This is a genomic window from Staphylococcus aureus (assembly GCF_001027105.1).
Lineage (GTDB): Bacteria > Bacillota > Bacilli > Staphylococcales > Staphylococcaceae > Staphylococcus > Staphylococcus aureus.
Genome location: NZ_CP011527.1, coordinates 1 through 18,484 on the forward strand (window position 1 = coordinate 1; position 18,484 = coordinate 18,484).

Sequence of the window (18,484 nt, forward strand, 5' to 3'; positions counted from 1 at the left end):
AGGTGTTTTGCCATTTAAAGAACAAAATTTGTGCCATATACAATATGCCCTCTCTTTTTCTCATTAACGAACGTTTATAACGCAATCATGATGAGAGTATTAATACAGTTAATTATTTGAAATACTTTAGTTTACATAATGTTGAATTATAGGTAGTGAAATTGTATTTATTATACATTGTCATATCGTTGTTTAATGATAGTTAATTTAAGGATAATAGAATTAATATTATATATAGATGAACAAAACAAGCAACAGAGCAAAAAACACTTTTAGATTATTTTTACTCATTCTCTATTTTATTTATTTTTGCTATAATAAATAAAGAATATTAAATGGAGGTGTTTTTATGAAAAAGAAATTTGTTTCTAGTTGTATTGCTAGTACAATCTTATTCGGCACTTTATTAGGTGTAACTTATAAAGCTGAAGCTGCAACAGTACATGTAGCTGGTGGTGTTTGGAGCCATGGTATTGGAAAACATTACGTATGGTCTTATTATAGTCACAATAAAAGAAATCATGGTTCAACAGCAGTAGGGAAATATTCATCTTTTAGTGGTGTTGCTCGACCTGGTGTTCAATCTAAGGCATCTGCTCCAAAGGCTTGGGGTGGAAACAAAACATTTTATAGTCTTCACTAATTACATATATTAATTAAGGAGAATAGACAGAATTAAGTAAACTTAATTCTGTCTATTCTCTTGAAAGAGGCAATATGAAAAAATTCAAATTATTTTTAGATTTTAGTACTTTATTATTAATTTCAGGGCTATTATTTTTATTTTTCTTCAAAGAAAATGAAGAAATTATACCTGAAAGTTCCAATATTTTAACAATCTCTAATTGGGATAAATCTAACAGTAAATCAAAAGTGTTAGATGTCATTGAATCAGGCGCCAAAAATCAAAATATACAAATAATTAAATCCGTTAAAGATTTTGATAATAAAAAAGAATTTTTTGTTTTCAACTCAAAACGAAATAATTCTGACTTTATACGTAATAAAACATCACTTTTAACTCCATCAGATTTATTAAACAGAGAGATAAAAGGAAAGTATTATATTATTGGTGAACATTTCAATGTAGAAGAGCTTACGAGTGAATTAAAAAAAGCTGGTTTAACATCTGAAGTTGAATACATAAATAGAAACATATTATTTTTTGAATTAGTCATAGATAATGATTTATTAGTGCCTTTCATATTCTTAGGCGTATTATATCTTTTGTACTTCTTATATGACAGAGGATATAATTTGAAATTTTATGCTATTCAAAAGCTACATGGCTTTTCAACTACACGCATTATTTTTCATAATATTCATATAAAAATCATTTATTGGCTAGTACTTACCACTATTTTCTTTATTGCTAATATATTAATCATTCATATAGCCAATTTAGAATTGGATTTCTTAATGTTTATTCGTAGATTTATCGTGTTGCTTTTTGTTTTTGCTTGTATTACTACATTGTTGTGGCTGATTTCGTATAGTCTTCTTTTGAAGTTAAGTATTCCATTAACCTTAAAAGGGAAAAAAGGATATAAGTTTTCAATATTTATGGGTACCTTCACCAAATGTATCATGGTGCTAATACTATCTTTTTTACTGGCACAAAATTTAAATGCTTATACGAAGTTAAAGAATATATATGACTCTGAAAAAATCTGGCAAAAGTTAGATAATTACTATACATTAGAGATTTCTCCTAATATTAGAAATTCAGAAGAAAAACAAATTTTAGAAACTAATATATACAATTTAATTAAGAAAAGCGAACAACTTGGTGGATTGCTTTTAAAGAATAATAATATAGCCAATCCCGATAAAAACAATTACATTCCTGAAAATGGCAATGTCTTTTTTATCAATAACAATTTTCTGAATTTCTATAAAAATATAAATCATGATTTTAAAATGATTGTCAATCATTCGGATAAAATAAACGTGTTTATTCCTCCAAGGTTACAATATCAAAAATCTGAAATTCAAAAAAATCACCAAGGATGGATTGACTTTCAAAAGCAACAAAACAAAAAAGTAGATGTGCAAGTACTGTCAAAAAACGTATCTGTTTTTTCTTTTGATCGCACAACTAATTTGAAATTTGGATATCTAGATTCTCCAATAGTAATGTTGTTGACACCTGACGATTTAACAGGAGATTTTTATTTAGCTGCTGTTTCTCAAGGTGGATATCTATTTAAAGATTTAGATACACTTAAACAGTTGCTTAAAGATAATCACCTAGAAGAAGAAATTAGCGGTATAACTAATTACAAGGATTCTGTGTTAAATGAATTAAATGAAACGAAAACAAAAATGATAATAACAATAGTTACTATTATTATTAACGTTTTCATTCTTTTGATAGCTACTGTATTTGAAACAATTCAATATTTTAGCTGGAATAAAAAGCAACTATTATTAAGAAAAATTCATGGTTATTCATTATTCAGCAGTAATGTACGTTATTTAACAATTTCTATTTTACTTTCTATTATGTTAGCTTACACTACGCATATTTTATTTGGTTCAAAGATATTACTATTCATAATAATGTCTATTGCTATTATTCAACATTTACTTCAAATTGCTTATATTAAATATCTTGAAAAATACTTTAAAGATTTAATGAGGGAGATTTAAACAATGAAAAGAACTTTAATTATTGTAACAATTGTACTATTAATCATCATACTTAGTCTGTTATTGGTTAGAAATGAGCATTTAGATCGTTTTAACCCACTGTTAAAAGAAAAAGTATCTTATGCCAAAGTTCCAAAAGATACCCAGGACTATAGAAATATAACTGTATACTCTAAAAATGGAGAAAAAAAGAGTTATAAATTGGATTTTTTAGGTTATGATCCTACAAAAGAATATGTGAAAGTAAATCATAAAGGGAAATATGTGCGTTCGATAGAATACATTACAAAAGATATTCCTAGCTTTTTAAAATGAGGTGACCGATAGTGATAAAACTTGAAAATGTTTTTGTAAAAAAAGGTAATAAAAACATTTTAGACGGATGTAACTTTAATTTTGAAAAAGGAAAATCATATGCTTTAGTTGGAGAAAGTGGCGCTGGAAAATCTACTTTACTTAACATAATCGCCGGGTTCGAAGATGTATCACAAGGAAGCATATATATTGAAGATAAGTTACTAAAAAAGAAAGTCGATTTTTATAGATATACGTTAGGGTATTTGTTTCAAAATTTTGCTTTACTTGAAAATCAAACAATCAGTCAAAATTTAGGTTTAGCCCTAAAGTTCAAAAAGAATAAAAAAGATAATATGAACTTAAAGAAAGAAGTATTAAAAAAGGTCGGCCTAGATTTAGATATCAAGAGAATTGTTAGTTCTCTAAGCGGTGGTGAACAACAAAGAGTAGCATTGGCAAGATTAATATTAAAAGATCCGAAAATCATTTTAGCTGATGAACCTACTGGATCACTAGATACGAAAAATGGAAAAATAGTTATTGATTTATTATTGAAGCTACTTGATGAAAATAAAACTATGATTGTCGTAACGCATGATTTAGAGCTTGCGAAACGATTTGATGTCATAGTCAATATTTCTGAGCTTAGAAGTTAAGAAATATTGATAGGTATAGCCATACATAGAGAAAAAACAATATGAAATATGATTAGTCATTACTTTTGAGTTTTTTAATTTAAGGACTGGATTTTCCAGTCCTTTTTTGTGATGACAAAAAACAAGCCTCGCAGAGCACACGTTTTTAATGACTTATTTGGTTTTTAATAAGTCTAGTATGTTAAAACTTTTCTGTGTTTAGGTGTTATAATCATATGCAGTGGAAGTTGATTTATTATGTCTTATTCAATTATTCGAGTTGTTAAAGTGAAATCAAAAACAAATACAAGAGGTATTCAAAGAGAAAATAAAAATTATGAAAATATAGATATTGATTTAAGTAAGTCATATTTAAACTATGATTTAGTCAATGATACTAAGTTTGATTTTAATAAAAAAATTGATGAGAAAATCGAAAAAAATTATAAAGGGAAACGCAAAATTAGAACAGATGCCATTAAACATATTGATGGATTAATTACATCAGATAATGTGTTTTTAATCAATTATCTGAAGAAGAGACAAAATAGTTTTTTAAGCATGCTAAAGCGTTCTTGGAAGAAGAATACGGTAAAGAAAATCTTTTATATGCGACAGTACATATGGATGAGATAACACCACATATGCATTATGGCGTAATTCCTATTACTAAAGATGGACGTTTAAGTGCGAAAGAAGTTGTAGGTAATAAAAAAGCATTAACCGAATTCCAAGATAGATTCAATACGTATATTAATAAGCAAGGCTATGATTTAAAACGAGGAATTTCTAGACAACTTACAAAAGAAAAACATGATCAAGTTAGCGGCTATAAACAAAAAACAGAATATCATAAACAAATGTATATGCGCGAGAAGCAAATAGAGGATCATTTAAAGTGAGAAAATGATAAATTGATATAAAACTACCAAAAATCATTAGATACGCTTAAAAAGCTTCTGAGTGTCATGTATGAAATTAAAACTAAAAATGTAGGTGGATGGTTTCATAAAGAGAAGCAAGAAACAGGCAATATTGTAATTACTAAAACTTATTTTGAAAAATACACTAAACAAATTAAAGCAGCACAGATGATATTAGATGATTATGAATGGATTAAAAGTGGGAAGTCATTAAAAAAATCAGAGAAACAAAATGAAAGTTTAGTTAATGAATTGACTAGTGTCCATATGGAAAATGAAAAGCTGGTTGAAGAATTTAATGATTTAGCACAACGTTATAATTATTTGTTGTCAGAGAATGAAAAGAAAGATAAAGAACTAAATTATACGCTTAAGTTATTCAATCAAGTTTTTAAAATCATTAAAAGTATGATGAAAGAAGAGCGTTATCATACGCTAATAAATCATATTGATAATCATTTAGACAATTCTAAAATACGTGAAGTAATGACGATAGATAACAATGATGAACAGTTCTTTAAGAAGAAATATCAAGCACAAGAATGAGAAATCATTTTTAAAGAAGATAGAGAAGATGGTTATACATTATAAAAATAGATATTTAAATGCATTTGTTTGAGGTTAATTATTTTTTAGGATGAAAAATAGGTAGCCCCCCTCTAACTTTTTAATATATTTTTATAAATCTTTTTAAAAACCTTTTTAGGGGCTTGTTCAGACCTAGAGCAACAAGGGATTTCAATGCCTAAAGGAGTGTTTTTGCCACATAAAAGGAGTGTTTTAAAAAGTTGTACTCCTTTTATGGTTTGACATTGATAATAAAGTAGTTTATTGTGAATAAAAGTTTTCAAATGGGAGTGTATATTCAAACGATACTCCTTTAGTTTCGTAATAAAGGGGGGGCTGTATCATGACAGGAGAGACAGTTGTATATAAAAATGAAATGAATTTAGTTCCATTAAGGCGATTTACAGCTACTGAAATTAATTTATTTTTTGCGATGTGTAATAAATTAAAAGAGCAAGATACTAATACATTACGTTTGTCTTTTGATGAATTAAAAAAATTAAGTAATTATAGTCCAGAAACACGTAATATTAATAGATTTGCTAATGATTTAGATAATGTGTATAAAAAGATGTTGAATTTAACCATTAGATATGAAGATGATGATGTAATAGAAAGATTCGTTTTATTCAATCATTATAGAATCCATAAGCGAGAACAATATCTAGAAATATCAACTTCTTCAAATTTAAAACACATATTGAATTCAATTACTAATAATTTTACAAAATTTGAATTAAAAGAAATGACTAGGCTTAAATCTACATATTCTAAAAATATGTTTAGATTACTTAAACAATACAAACATACAGGCTATTTAAAAATTCACATCGATGATTTTAAAAATCGTTTAGATATACCTAAATCTTATCGTATGACTGATATTAACAAAAATGTTTTTAAACCTATTATTATTGAATTAGGTTCTATATTTAATAATCTTACTATCAATAAAATCAAAGCGAAAAAAGGGCGTAAAATTGAATGGATAGAGTTCACATTTGACGCTGAGAAACGCATTCATAACAAACGACAACCTCAAATGTCCAAGATAGATAAATCAAGACAATATGTGAGGCGTGAAAAGACGCCTAAATGGTTAGAAGAACGGTCATATGAAAAGCAACCTCAAAAAGATTACGACCCACAATTAGAGAAAGAACGAGAGGATTTTTTAAAACAACTTGAACTGAATTGGGAATAACGCAACTTTTCGTTGCGAGTTGGTTAACTAAAAGTATCGTGACTTTTCAATTATTTTAATTATAGTTTGAGTTAAGGAGTGATTTTATGAAATTAGCTGAAGCTATAAAAGAACAGAGAGAATTAAAAAGATGGTCTCAAGAGGAATTAGCCAATATATTAAAGGTTTCCAGACAAAGTGTTTCTAAATGGGAAAGTGCCAAAAACTATCCTTCCTTAGATATTTTGATTGCTATGAGCGATTTATTTGGAATCTCTTTAGAGCATTTAATTAAAGGAGATGCACGTTTTAAAAAAGTTATTTTAGAGGGAAATTATAGAGAGAGTAACAGGGCACCTTCCATAGTTGATTTTCTTTATGATTTTTGGTGGCTTTTCTTTCCTGTTGCCGGATTTTTAGTTTGGGCCATTCATTCGTTCATGGGTTGATTTTAAAATCAAAATTTAATGCACATCAGGCAATATGAAAAAGGAAAGTATTTTTACGACACCTTGAAATGTATTGATAAGAATAGAAGAGTTTACAAAAGGCAATATGAAATATATACTAAAAGTAACAAGAATTTCGTTTGTAAACGCACCAAACCCCGAACTATTCGCCGTAGTTCGGGGTTTTTTGGTGAATTGGCTTTAATCGTCTATATTATTTTTTATCACGTTTATGGAGCCAATAACCAAATAACGTAACGAGACAACCACTGATTGCCGTTGTCATGATGTGAACAAGAATTTCATTCATAAATCGCACCTCCTCTCTACGCCGAATTGACGTCTGAGAGATAGACGACCTTCACATTATAACAAATCTCTTCTTCCATGAAATAACATGAATATTAATAAATGTTGTTATATATTAAAGATAAATAAATATAAGGGTGGGATTGATAATGTTTGGCGATCAAAGATAAGAAGCTACAAAATATGTCATTAAAGAAGGTTATCAAGATATTTATTTCCTCAACAAAAACGGGGAATGGTATTATTTCGAAGTAAGAAGTGCCTGGCGTGGCAAACATATTATTAGAGTTAAAGATGGTTTGTTAGGTTGGAGAAAAGAAATAGTAACTGAATAAAGATACAAAATACTTGCCAATGCAAAAGAATGAAAACGCGTCAAATCAACGATGTATAAAAGATGCATAAAAGATAATGAAAGTAAAAAGCCATAAATGCCTATATGACGGCATTTATGGCTTTTTGTTTGGTTAACATAATCGATGATTACCAGAAGTTCTCACTATATAAAAGACACTAAAATTTTATAACTTTTAGTGCCTAATCAATTATTTTAGCTACCAAACAAACGACTCCAAAACCCCTTTTTAGGTTCCGTTTCTTCACTCTTTTCTTCTATATCACTATCATTGTCATTTAGATTAGCTGGAACGTCTTCTCTTTTTGCTTCTTCACCTTGTGTACTTTCGTCGCTTTGACTTCCAGATATATCCTTATATTGAATCTCTGTTTCTTTGGTTTCTTCCTGATCTCTGTTAATATTTACAGGATTAGTAGTATATGTTTTTTCTTGTGCATCAACGTTTTGTCTAGTGTTAGTAGATGTATCAAAGGGATAATTAAGGTGTTTTTCTTTTTCTAATTGATTTTCTAATTTTTGAATCTTTTTATTACTCTCTAATGCCAGAACTTGCTGATTTTCAAGCAATTTTGATCTTTCTTGCAACTCTTTTCTGTAAAATTCAATTGTTGTTTCATGACGACTTTCTTGTTTTTCAATTTGATTATTTAAAGTATCAATCTGATTTTTAAGGATTTCTACTATTTGAGCATCGCTTTTCGATTCAAAATTAATATTATCCGACCCTTTTTTTTGTTTGTCTTCAGTAGTACTTTCAAAACCATATTTCTTTTTATTTTCATTTACTCTTTGAATGATTTTTTCTATATCGGTATCTTCTTTAATAAACGAAGTGTTTTCCTGTTTTATTGTCTCTATATTCAATCGCTTAATATTATTAAAAATCGTTTGCTTACTAACCCCTAATTCTTCACTCAACTTTTTCACACTTTTCATATCATCAACCCTTTATAAAATGTTTATAAACCCTTGATAAAATATTATAAGCTTATAATGCTTAATAATAAAGTAATTAATAAATAAAAATAAACATCCATCAACCTTTTTATCAAGGGTTTATGAAAGGTTTATGATATTTATCAAGGGTTTATAAACCCTTGATAAAACTATATTTTCCCTTTTATAAGTTTATTTAAAGTGCTATAATAAACTTAATATAACAAAAACCCCAACTACTGGTAATAGTCGGGGTTTGGTAATAAAACGTTTAGAAACTGTTTATTTATATAATTTTCGATACTTGTATTATATAATGAATAATATCTTAGTGCAAGCACCTAAATCATTAAATAAATGTAAAGCTAAATAAAAACGTTTTATTACCTCTTACCAAACTAAAATATGGAAAGAGGTTTTTTGTCATGCAAAATCAATATTTTACAGTGCAAGAAAATTACAAAGAAAGATTTTATCAAATCCCTAAAGTATTCTTTACCAGTGAAAATTATAAAAATCTAACTAATGATATGAAAATAGCCTATGCTATCTTACGTGATCGCTTAAATTTATCTATTAAAAATAACTGGGTTGATGAAGATGGTAACATTTACTTTGTTTATTCAAATGAAAAGCTAATGGAAATCTTAAATTGTAAAAAAGAAAAGTTAACAAAAATAAAAAAAGGGTTAGAAAACGATGGTCTACTCATTCAAAAACGACGTGGTTTAAATAAACCAAATATTCTATATTTAATGAAACCTATTGTCACAGAACGTGATATTTACAAAATAGAAAAAGAAGAAAACGATGTTGAACCTTACGGCGAGAAGGAAGTTCGAAAATCGAACGTCCAGAAGTTCGAAAATCGAACGTCCAGAAGTTCGAAAATCGAACGTCCAGAAGTTCGAAAATCGAACACTAATGATACTGACTTTAATGACATTGACTTTAATGATACTGAGAATAATGATATGAATGACTTGAATGATATAAAGTACAAAAATGAAATTAGTAATCATTCAAATCAATTTACACATAATTTTGATGATAAAGAAATGCTATTGCAAGAATTCCCAGAACAACTAACTAATTATTTATTAAAATATGATTATAGAGATTTAGAAATCATAAAGGCTGTTATTCTTAAAGCAAAAAAATCATTTAATTCAAGGCATGAAGATATGCATTACATGTTAGAGGACATTGAGGATGAAATATTAACTTCTTTAAAAAGACTTAAAAAAGCTATACATGATAGGGGAGTTAAAGGCCAAAAGGAAACAATAAAGTCAATGCAAGCTTATTTAATGCAAACAATTCTAACTGAACTTGAAGAAACACATGCCCTTTATATGCGCCGTAAAAACATGAAACAATATAATATCTTTAATCAATAATTCAAATGATTTTATAACACTCGAAGAGACATCAAAATATTCCGTTAAATCATCTGACTTTTTAACTGATGACGACGAAAAAATCAAGAAATTGTAAGTGATTTAGAAAAAGGTTTGTATCGAAAACGTATGTTAAGTTATGGTGGATTGCTTAAACAAAAGCATAAAATTTTAAACTTAGACGATGCCGAAGATGGTAATTTGATTAATACAAGTGATGAAGATAAAACGACAGACGAAGAAAAAAAGCACATTCAATTACCGCAATTTGGAATTTCGAAAAGCAAAATTATTATTTAAGACATTAGTGATAACTGATGTCTTTTTTTATTGTTTTTCTGTAAAAAAGTGCTGTCTTATTTTTGTGACAAATGCTGTATGTAGTGTCACAAAAGTGTGACACTACAGCTTTTTATGACCTCACACAAAAACATTTTCGAAGCCTTGAAATATCTGGCTTTGCCAGATCCCCCATTCATTGATGGGGACAAATTTCCCTTATGCTCTTACGGAGTTTTTAGAGAAAAATTGAAATTTATCGATTTTTGATAAAAAACGCCCTGCAGGAATTTAGAAAAACATGGGAAAGTTTTAAAGAATTTTATGCTCATTTTTAATTTGCATGTAAATGGGCAGTGTTAAAAAATTAGTCACTGGTTTTGCTGAAATTTTTGTTTGTGAAATTACCATATATTTATTTGGCTCGTATTTTCGTTTTAAGAGCTTATATAAGTTTTAGATAGAAAACTACGCGATTTATCTTTTAATCTTTAAAATCCCCCTTTAAAATTCAAAATAGGGGCATTCATTATTTTAGTAAGTCTTGTGATAAAGTTTGTTAAAAAATTGGAGGAGTCTATTATGAAAAAGTTTTTTATGTTTTTTGTTTGTTTATTAACTGTGTTTTTAAGTTTTAATTTTGTTAATTCGATTTTATTTGACGGTTCTTTTGTCTTTTTAGAAAGTTTTATTTATTCATTGGTTTTTACACTCGTTTTTTTAGGATTAGAGGGGGATAAGGAGAAAAAGAAGTAGGAAACGCATTTATGCCGAGAAAATTTATTGATATTGAGAAGAACCCTTAACCAAAATTGAAGACGAATGTCGGCATAGCATAAGCTATTAAGCCGACTATTCGACAAGTTTAGGGATTGTTAAGGGTTTCGAGGCTCAACGTCAATAAAGCAATTGGAATAAAGCAATATAGATTTGCTATCTAATAATCTTTAGAAGTTTTTTTCATTAATTTTTCAAAATCAGTATCGCTAATATTTGATTGAGTAAGTGTGATTAAGTTTCCATCTGGATCTTTTATTGTCATTTCTTTAGCGTTCCATGGTTGTTCTTCTAATTGGCTTACTATAAATTTTTGTGAAATGTTTTGTGATTTTTCTTCGATATCTTTTACTAAGATATTTAAGTATATTGAGTTTCCAACTTCAAAATCTTTTTGAGAAATTAGCATTAAGTCTTGATATTTCTCTAGTCTCAAATGATTCATTAGCACTTTATTAAACATTGGCATTTGATAAAATTCCATTGTTTTCACCTCTTTTTTTATTTATTGTAATGTATTACGTTACGTTAATGTCAAAAAGAGGTGGTTTTTGAAACGAGTTTCTTCTTGTCTTGATACTATAAAAAAACAAAGTTATATAACATAAGACGACTTATCGGAAGTAGATATGCTTGTATATTCACAGATGGTATAATAATAGAGTCGCCTATCTCTCAGGCGTCAATTGACGAAGAGAGGAGGTGCATTACTTTGCTAATCATTTTCGTTCACATCATAGCACCAGTCATCAGTGGCTGTGCTGTTGCGTATTATACTTATTGGCTTAGTAAACGCAACAAATAATTAATAGGCGACTTTATAAGCCAGCATCGAAAAAATCCCCACACTACTGCAATAGTGTGGGGATTGGTGCATTAATTGTTAATCATTTTCGTTATATAGATTATAACACTGGTTAGTAAAGAAATGCAAAGTGATATGTACAGTATCAGTTACAAGGTATCGTTTCAATATTTTGACGCTAATTGTCAATAATTTAAAGGATAATTTATGAATGTTATGTATTGAGAGTTTATCCTTTTTTTATATAGATTGTCATTAGAACGTGCATTAAATTTAGAATAAATAATACAAAGATCAAAATTCATGAAATCAAATTTTTAATAACTTCATTAAGCTTCGTATCAATATACTTATCCTTATGTATGACTAAATAGAAATAACGTTTGATGTCTAAGTTTGTTACTTCTAGCTTTTCTAAATCATAAGGTGTTAATGTTGATTTAGAAACAATAGAAAAGCCTTTATCAGCGTGGACCATATTTTTAATTAGATTTGTGTTGTTAATTTCTACTAAATAAGAGGATGAAGTCATTTGTGATAACGCATTTTCCTGATAGACTCTTGTCCCTGATCCACGTTCTCTGATAAAACATATTGACTTATTTGAAGATGATGATTTTTTGCGAATTAATACTATTTCATCTTGAGCAATACGTCTACTGTGTATAATATTACTTTGAACCTCTTTTTCGATTATACCTAAATCGATAGTGTTATTCTTAATATGTTGTAATACTGTATCAGAATTATTTAAATACACATGAATGTATAATTCAGGATAATTTTTGGCTAAATCAGCAAGATGTTGTGACAATCGATATTCGCCATAAGTGTAACTACTCCCTATCGTTAAATCTCCTGAAATTATATCAGGTTGCATTTTCAAATCGTGTCTTAAGTTTTGTTCTAATCGCTCACGTTGTAAAGCATATTGAAATAGTTTCTCCCCATCACTTGTTAAAGACATTTTAGAATGTCTAAATTCGAAAATTTTTACATCGTATTCCAGTTCTAATCGTTTAATATCGCGACTTATTGATGGCTGTGAAGTATATAAATTTTCTGCAGCTTTAGTAAAACTTTGCGTTTTAACTACTTCAGTTAGAACTTTTAATGAATCCATTAACTAGGTCTCCTGACATTTGAATACCTCTATTATAACAAAAATGTTATGAGTAATATACTTAATATTTATTTTACGTTATAACTATGCGATGCTAAGCTTTTGATAAAGGAGGAGTTAAAAAGTGAAGTCCTTAAAAAGCAAAGCCTTTATTTATGGTTTATTATTCACATTTATCATCGCAGTTATAAGTTTATTAGGCTCAAAGTTACCATTTTTAGATAAGATAGGTGCTTTAACAATTGCTATACTGATTGCGATTCTATATAGACATTTTAAGGGTTACCCTGAAGCATATCGTTCAGGAATCGCATTTTCGTCTAAACGGTTACTGAAATTAGCTATTATATTATATGGATTAAAGTTAAATATTTATGATGTAATTGGAAAAGGTAGCGATTTGGTATTAATCGATATTGGAGTCATCCTTTTTAGTATCGGATTAATGTTGTTACTAAATAAATATATTAAAGGAGATAAAAACCTCATCCTATTATTAGGTATTGGCACTGGGGTGTGTGGCGCGGCAGCTATTGCAGCAGTATCTCCAATATTAAAATCTAGAGAAAAAGATTCTGCGATTAGTATTGGTATTGTCGCACTTATTGGCACTATATTTTCGCTTGCATATACTGTAATATATTCTATTTTTACAATATCTCCTGAAGTATTTGGGGTCTGGTCAGGTACAAGTTTACATGAAATTGCACATGTAATTCTTGCTTCAGACTTCTCAGGCCAAGAGGCTTTGAGTATGGGACTGTTAGGAAAACTGGGACGTGTGTTTTTATTAATACCTCTGAGTATTATTTTAATTTTAATTATGAGAAAAAAATCGCATAGTGAGAATGAAAAAAAGCGTATTGATGTACCTTACTTTTTACTTGGTTTTGTCATGATGGCATTATTCCATACTTATGTATCCTTGCCACACATGGTTATGCAAATTATAGATAATATCACTACTATATGCTTATTGATGGCAATGGTTGCATTAGGGTTAAATGTTTCATTTAAAGACTTAAAAGATCGTGCTTTCAAACCATTAATAGCTGTCATTATTGTATCTATTTGTTTATCAACTGTGACATTTATTGTTGCTAAGTACTTTTATAGTTAGACTATAAGTATATTAAAAAATTGATATAGATTCTCACAAACAAACACAACACATTGAAGGCATTCCATATTACTACGGTCAAAAAAAGATCAGCCTTTTTCTTACTAGGCCTATTCTTCTTTATTATTACTGACATATCAAGCTTTACAATGCATATTCCGACTTACCTTGACAGTTTAATTATAGTAAATTTCAATATTTCTATTAACTATGGAACAATATAATTTAGGGTACATTCTAATCATACAAATGAAGTTGTTGAATTTATAATAGCTTAAACGTATGATTAGTGTGTATTTTTTAACTTTTATTATTGTTGAAAGTTAAGTTGTATTTACTTATCACTCTTTTCATCTTCTAATTTATTGAGATAACGATAAATTGTTGTACGTGAAACTTGCCATTGTTCAGCAATTGTCTTAATTGGCGTACCATTATCATAAAGTGTTTTGAGCAATTTTAAATCTTGTTTGTTTAATTTTTCGGGTCTTCCACCATACCGTCCTCTAGCACGTGCTGCAATTCTACCAGCTGAAGAACGTTCTAAAATTAAATTACGTTCAAATTCTGCAAATGCTGCGAATAAATGAAATAATAATTGTCCGGTAGAACTTGATTTATCCATCGTTATATTTTCTTCTAAACTATGGAAACTTACACCTCGTTCATTAAGCTCATTAACTAATGTAATTAAATCCTCCATATTACGTCCTAGTCTATCTAATCTCCAAACAACAATAGTATCTCCAGACCTTGCAAATTCAATTGCTTTATCTAAACCAGGTCTTTTACTTTTTGAACCACTCATATGATCGTTAAATATCTTTTCACAACCATATGCATTTAATCGATCTTCTTGTAAATTTAAATTTTGTAATCCTGTTGAAACTCTTGCATAACCTATTTTCAAAATACAAACCTCCTATATCCATCATTAGTGTACCATAACTTAAATACGGGTACTTTTATGAACATAGATTTTTTATTGGGTTTCTGAACATAAAAATAAATGTAATCCTCACTTATTTCGATATAAAAAAAGAGTGTACAGAAAATGGTTATTTTCTGTACACTACAAAATAAAAAAGTCAAATGGTATATACCCCTATCCCGTATATGTTACACTCAAATTGTCTTATTACTATCTTTAAAAATATAAAATTAGGAGGTTTAATTTTGTCGAATAACAAAAAACACCAAAATCATGAGCATCATAGTCATCAAGAACATGAAAATCACACTAGTCATGGTAATCATGAACATCACCATCATGGAAATTTTAAAAGTAAATTCTTTATTTCTTTGATTTTTGCGATACCGATTATTATTTTATCGCCCATGATGGGAGTTAAATTACCGTTTCAAATTTCATTTACAGGGTCAGATTGGATTGTATTAATTCTTGCTACAATTTTATTCTTTTACGGAGGAAAGCCATTTTTATCAGGGGCTAAAGATGAAATTTCAACTAAAAAACCTGGAATGATGACGCTTGTTGCTCTAGGTATTTCAGTAGCTTATATTTATAGTTTATACGCCTTTTATATGAATAACTTCAGTGGTTCATCCACACATACAATGGACTTTTTCTGGGAATTAGCGACTTTAATTTTAATCATGTTATTAGGTCATTGGATTGAAATGAACGCAGTAGGTAATGCAGGCAATGCACTGAAGAAAATGGCAGAACTTTTACCTAATACTGCAGTGAAGCTGATTGATAACAATCAACGAGAAGAAGTTAAAATATCAGATATTCATATTGACGATATTGTGGAAGTCAGAGCAGGCGAAAGTATACCCACAGACGGAATCATTGTTCGAGGAGAAACATCAATTGACGAATCATTAGTTACTGGCGAATCAAAAAAAGTTCATAAAACTCATAATGATGATGTTATTGGAGGTTCAATTAATGGTTCAGGTACAGTACAAGTTAAAGTGACTGCTACGGGTGAAAATGGCTACCTATCTCAAGTTATGGGTCTTGTTAACCAAGCTCAAAACGATAAGTCAAAAGCTGAACTCCTCTCTGATAAAGTCGCAGGTTATTTGTTTTACTTTGCAGTAAGTATTGGCCTGATTTCATTTATCGTATGGATGCTTATTCAAAACAACGTCGATTTCGCACTTGAACGGCTAGTAACCGTATTAGTCATTGCTTGTCCACATGCATTAGGCTTGGCAATACCTTTAGTTACAGCACGTTCTACCTCTATAGGCGCACATAATGGTTTAATCATTAAAAACAGAGAATCTGTAGAAATCGCACAACACATTGATTACATCATGATGGATAAAACTGGGACACTAACTGAAGGTAACTTTTCAGTGAATCACTATGAAAGTTTTACAGACGAGTTAAATAATGAAGAAATATTGAGTCTATTTGCTTCATTAGAAAGTAATTCTAATCATCCACTTGCCACTGGTATTGTTGATTTTGCTAAAGGCAAAAATATTTCATATGCTACTCCTCAAGAAGTTAATAATATTCCAGGTGTAGGCTTAGAAGGCACAGTTGATAATAAAAAACTCAAAATAGTGAATGTTTCTTATCTCGATAAAAGCAATTTTGATTATAATAAAGAACAATTTACGAATCTCGCTCAACAAGGGAATTCTATTAGTTATCTAATTCATGACCGACAAGTTATTGGTATTATCGCACAAGGCGATAAAATTAAAGAAAGTTCAAAACAAATGGTTTCGGATTTATTATCGAGAAACATTACGCCAGTCATGCTTACAGGCGATAATAAAGAAGTGGCACAAACAGTGGCTGAAGAATTAGGTATTAGTGATGTCCACGCGCAATTGATGCCCGAAGATAAAGAAAGTATTATCCAAGATTATCAAAGCAATGGTAGCAAAATCATGATGGTTGGTGATGGTATCAATGATGCGCCAAGCCTTATTAGAGCAGATATTGGTATGGCAATTGGCGCAGGGACAGATGTAGCTATTGAATCGGGGGATGTCATACTCGTTAAAAGTAATCCTTCTGATATTATCAATTTTTTGTCCCTTTCAAAAAATACGATGAAAAAAATGGTTCAAAATTTATGGTGGGGCGCAGGATATAACGTGATTGCAGTTCCTCTTGCAGCTGGTATATTAGCTTCTATTGGTTTAATATTATCACCTGCTGTGGGTGCAATACTTATGTCTTTAAGTACGATCATCGTAGCAATTAATGCATTTACATTAAAATTAAAATAAAAGAGGTAAATATAATGTATAAAAAAATGTTCACAATTTTAATTACGTTATTTTCTATAATGTTTATGGTTCCTAATGATACTTTTGCAGAAGGTAAGCACAACATGATGGACATGAAAGAAAATGATCAAAAGCGAAATGATATGATGGATATGAAAAGTCATGACGAAAGAAAAAATTTGAATTCTTCACAAGGAAAAAATGAAATAACATTTCCCAAAGTTTTAGATCCTAAAAAAGATAACAATGGTTATAAAAGTTATACATTAAAAGCGCAGAAAGGAAAGACAGAATTTTACAAAGGTAATTTCTCTAACACTTTAGGATACAATGGAAATTTACTTGGGCCAACTTTAAAATTAAAAAAAGGAGATAAGGTTAAAATTAAGTTAGTCAACAACTTAGATGAAAATACAACATTTCATTGGCATGGGTTAGAAATAGATGGAAAAGTGGATGGAGGCCCTTCTCAAGTTATAAAACCAGGAAAAGAAAAAACAATAAAATTTGAGGTTAAACAAGAGGCTGCTACATTATGGTATCATCCCCACCCCTCCCCAAATACAGCTAAACAAGTTTATAATGGTTTATCAGGGTTATTATATATAGAGGATGACAAAAAGAATAATTATCCTAGCAATTATGGGAAAAATGATTTGCCTATAATAATCCAAGATAAAACATTTGTATCTAAAAAATTAAATTATACAAAAACGAAAGATGAAGATGGTACTCAAGGTGATACAGTCCTTGTGAATGGGAAAGTAGATCCTAAATTAACAACAAAAGAAGGAAAAATACGTTTGAGACTTTTAAATGGCTCCAATGCTCGGGATTTAAATCTTAAGCTAAGTAATAATCAAAGTTTTGAATATATTGCTTCAGAAGGCGGCCATTTAGAAAAGACTAAAAAGTTAAAAGAAATTAATTTAGCTCCTTCAGCAAGAAAAGAAATAGTAATAGATTTATCTAAAATGAAAGAAGAAAAAGTCAATCTTGTTGATAATGATGAAACAGTAATTTTACCAATTATTAACAAAGAAAAAAGTACTAACAAAGACACTACTCCAAAAGTAGATAAAAAAATCAAATTAGAAGGTATGGACGATAATGTTACTATTAATGGCAAAAAATTCGATCCTAACAGAATAGATTTCACACAAAAGGTAAACCGTAAAGAAACTTGGGAAATTGAAAACGTCAAAGATAAAATGAGTGGTATGAAGCACCCGTTCCATATCCACGGAACGCAATTTAAAGTTTTATCAGTGGATGGGAAGAAACCTTCAGAAGATATGAGAGGCAAAAAAGACGTTATATCTCTGGAACCTGGACAAAAAGCCAAAATAGAAGTGGTTTTTAAAAATACTGGGACATACATGTTCCATTGTCACATACTTGAGCATGAAGATAATGGAATGATGGGACAAATAAAAGTAACAAAATAAT

18 protein-coding genes and 2 pseudogenes are annotated in these 18,484 nt (G+C 29.3%); 15 read left to right on the forward strand and 5 right to left on the reverse strand.

Annotation, left to right across the window (positions count from 1 at the left end; genetic code table 11):
• The first annotated feature begins 349 nt into the window (after positions 1 to 349).
• The 8 genes and pseudogenes from AA076_RS14010 (at position 350) to AA076_RS14055 (ending at position 6,706) form a co-directional block, all read left to right on the forward strand.
• The gene (locus tag AA076_RS14010; RefSeq protein ID WP_000726502.1) at positions 350 to 643 is read left to right on the forward strand and encodes a lactococcin 972 family bacteriocin; all 294 of its coding nucleotides are present in this window, start codon (positions 350 to 352) and stop codon (positions 641 to 643) included.
• Between the two features lie 74 nt (positions 644 to 717).
• Positions 718 to 2,652 carry a bacteriocin-associated integral membrane family protein gene (locus AA076_RS14015; protein ID WP_000713732.1) on the forward strand — a complete coding sequence of 645 codons (1,935 nt, stop codon included), beginning with the start codon at positions 718 to 720 and terminating at the stop codon, positions 2,650 to 2,652.
• A gap of 3 nt (positions 2,653 to 2,655) precedes the next feature.
• Positions 2,656 to 2,967, forward strand: coding sequence for a YxeA family protein (locus tag AA076_RS14020; RefSeq protein ID WP_000831610.1), 312 nt, complete (start codon positions 2,656 to 2,658; stop codon positions 2,965 to 2,967).
• Between the two features lie 11 nt (positions 2,968 to 2,978).
• Positions 2,979 to 3,605, forward strand: a complete 627-nt coding sequence (locus AA076_RS14025) for an ABC transporter ATP-binding protein (protein WP_000593106.1) — start codon at positions 2,979 to 2,981, stop codon at positions 3,603 to 3,605.
• A gap of 237 nt (positions 3,606 to 3,842) precedes the next feature.
• Positions 3,843 to 4,486: pseudogene (gene mobV, locus AA076_RS16180) on the forward strand (MobV family relaxase).
• Between the two features lie 66 nt (positions 4,487 to 4,552).
• Positions 4,553 to 5,053 (forward strand): hypothetical protein, encoded by a 501-nt coding sequence (locus AA076_RS14040; protein WP_000273007.1) that lies wholly within the window; start codon positions 4,553 to 4,555, stop codon positions 5,051 to 5,053.
• A 364-nt stretch (positions 5,054 to 5,417) separates the two neighbouring features.
• Positions 5,418 to 6,278, forward strand: a complete 861-nt coding sequence (locus AA076_RS14050) for a replication initiation protein (RefSeq protein ID WP_000145511.1) — start codon at positions 5,418 to 5,420, stop codon at positions 6,276 to 6,278.
• Positions 6,279 to 6,364: 86 nt separating this feature from the next.
• The gene (locus AA076_RS14055) at positions 6,365 to 6,706 is read left to right on the forward strand and encodes a helix-turn-helix transcriptional regulator (RefSeq protein WP_000761344.1); all 342 of its coding nucleotides are present in this window, start codon (positions 6,365 to 6,367) and stop codon (positions 6,704 to 6,706) included.
• A gap of 214 nt (positions 6,707 to 6,920) precedes the next feature.
• Here AA076_RS14055 and AA076_RS16010 read toward each other — a convergent pair whose 3' ends face one another.
• Entirely contained in the window at positions 6,921 to 7,016 is a 96-nt protein-coding gene (locus AA076_RS16010; protein WP_001002795.1) for a type I toxin-antitoxin system Fst family toxin, read from the reverse strand.
• Between the two features lie 549 nt (positions 7,017 to 7,565).
• A complete protein-coding gene (locus tag AA076_RS14060) occupies positions 7,566 to 8,309 on the reverse strand; it encodes a DUF536 domain-containing protein (protein WP_000843733.1) in 744 nt (247 codons plus the stop codon).
• A 425-nt stretch (positions 8,310 to 8,734) separates the two neighbouring features.
• Here AA076_RS14060 and AA076_RS14065 point away from each other — a divergent pair, with 425 nt between their 5' ends.
• The 3 genes and pseudogenes from AA076_RS14065 (at position 8,735) to AA076_RS16055 (ending at position 10,744) form a co-directional block, all read left to right on the forward strand.
• Positions 8,735 to 9,709, forward strand: a complete 975-nt coding sequence (locus AA076_RS14065) for a replication initiator protein A (protein WP_001181099.1) — start codon at positions 8,735 to 8,737, stop codon at positions 9,707 to 9,709.
• A 19-nt stretch (positions 9,710 to 9,728) separates the two neighbouring features.
• A pseudogene (locus AA076_RS15860) lies at positions 9,729 to 10,017 on the forward strand (protein rep); the annotation flags it as partial.
• 553 nt (positions 10,018 to 10,570) lie between these two features.
• The gene (locus AA076_RS16055) at positions 10,571 to 10,744 is read left to right on the forward strand and encodes a hypothetical protein (RefSeq protein WP_000713115.1); all 174 of its coding nucleotides are present in this window, start codon (positions 10,571 to 10,573) and stop codon (positions 10,742 to 10,744) included.
• A 181-nt stretch (positions 10,745 to 10,925) separates the two neighbouring features.
• Here AA076_RS16055 and AA076_RS14075 read toward each other — a convergent pair whose 3' ends face one another.
• Positions 10,926 to 11,249 (reverse strand): VOC family protein, encoded by a 324-nt coding sequence (locus AA076_RS14075; RefSeq protein ID WP_000397995.1) that lies wholly within the window; start codon positions 11,247 to 11,249, stop codon positions 10,926 to 10,928.
• 228 nt (positions 11,250 to 11,477) lie between these two features.
• Here AA076_RS14075 and AA076_RS16015 point away from each other — a divergent pair, with 228 nt between their 5' ends.
• Positions 11,478 to 11,570 (forward strand): type I toxin-antitoxin system Fst family toxin, encoded by a 93-nt coding sequence (locus tag AA076_RS16015; protein ID WP_001791613.1) that lies wholly within the window; start codon positions 11,478 to 11,480, stop codon positions 11,568 to 11,570.
• 301 nt (positions 11,571 to 11,871) lie between these two features.
• Here AA076_RS16015 and AA076_RS14080 read toward each other — a convergent pair whose 3' ends face one another.
• Positions 11,872 to 12,693, reverse strand: a complete 822-nt coding sequence (locus AA076_RS14080) for a LysR family transcriptional regulator (RefSeq protein ID WP_000377738.1) — start codon at positions 12,691 to 12,693, stop codon at positions 11,872 to 11,874.
• Positions 12,694 to 12,817: 124 nt separating this feature from the next.
• Between AA076_RS14080 and AA076_RS14085 the strand changes: the two genes are divergently transcribed.
• Positions 12,818 to 13,813, forward strand: coding sequence for a YeiH family protein (locus tag AA076_RS14085; protein WP_000838599.1), 996 nt, complete (start codon positions 12,818 to 12,820; stop codon positions 13,811 to 13,813).
• Positions 13,814 to 14,147: 334 nt separating this feature from the next.
• On the opposite strand, the gene AA076_RS14090 is transcribed toward AA076_RS14085, so the two are convergent.
• Positions 14,148 to 14,723 carry a recombinase family protein gene (locus AA076_RS14090; protein WP_000690626.1) on the reverse strand — a complete coding sequence of 192 codons (576 nt, stop codon included), beginning with the start codon at positions 14,721 to 14,723 and terminating at the stop codon, positions 14,148 to 14,150.
• 266 nt (positions 14,724 to 14,989) lie between these two features.
• Here AA076_RS14090 and copB point away from each other — a divergent pair, with 266 nt between their 5' ends.
• Both copB and mco read left to right on the forward strand, forming a co-directional pair.
• Positions 14,990 to 17,035: a copper-translocating P-type ATPase CopB gene (gene copB / locus AA076_RS14100; RefSeq protein WP_000069452.1), complete on the forward strand. Its 2,046-nt coding sequence runs from the start codon at positions 14,990 to 14,992 to the stop codon at positions 17,033 to 17,035.
• Between the two features lie 14 nt (positions 17,036 to 17,049).
• Positions 17,050 to 18,483 (forward strand): multi-copper oxidase Mco, encoded by a 1,434-nt coding sequence (gene mco / locus AA076_RS14105; protein WP_000277154.1) that lies wholly within the window; start codon positions 17,050 to 17,052, stop codon positions 18,481 to 18,483.
• The last annotated feature ends 1 nt before the right edge of the window (position 18,484 follow it).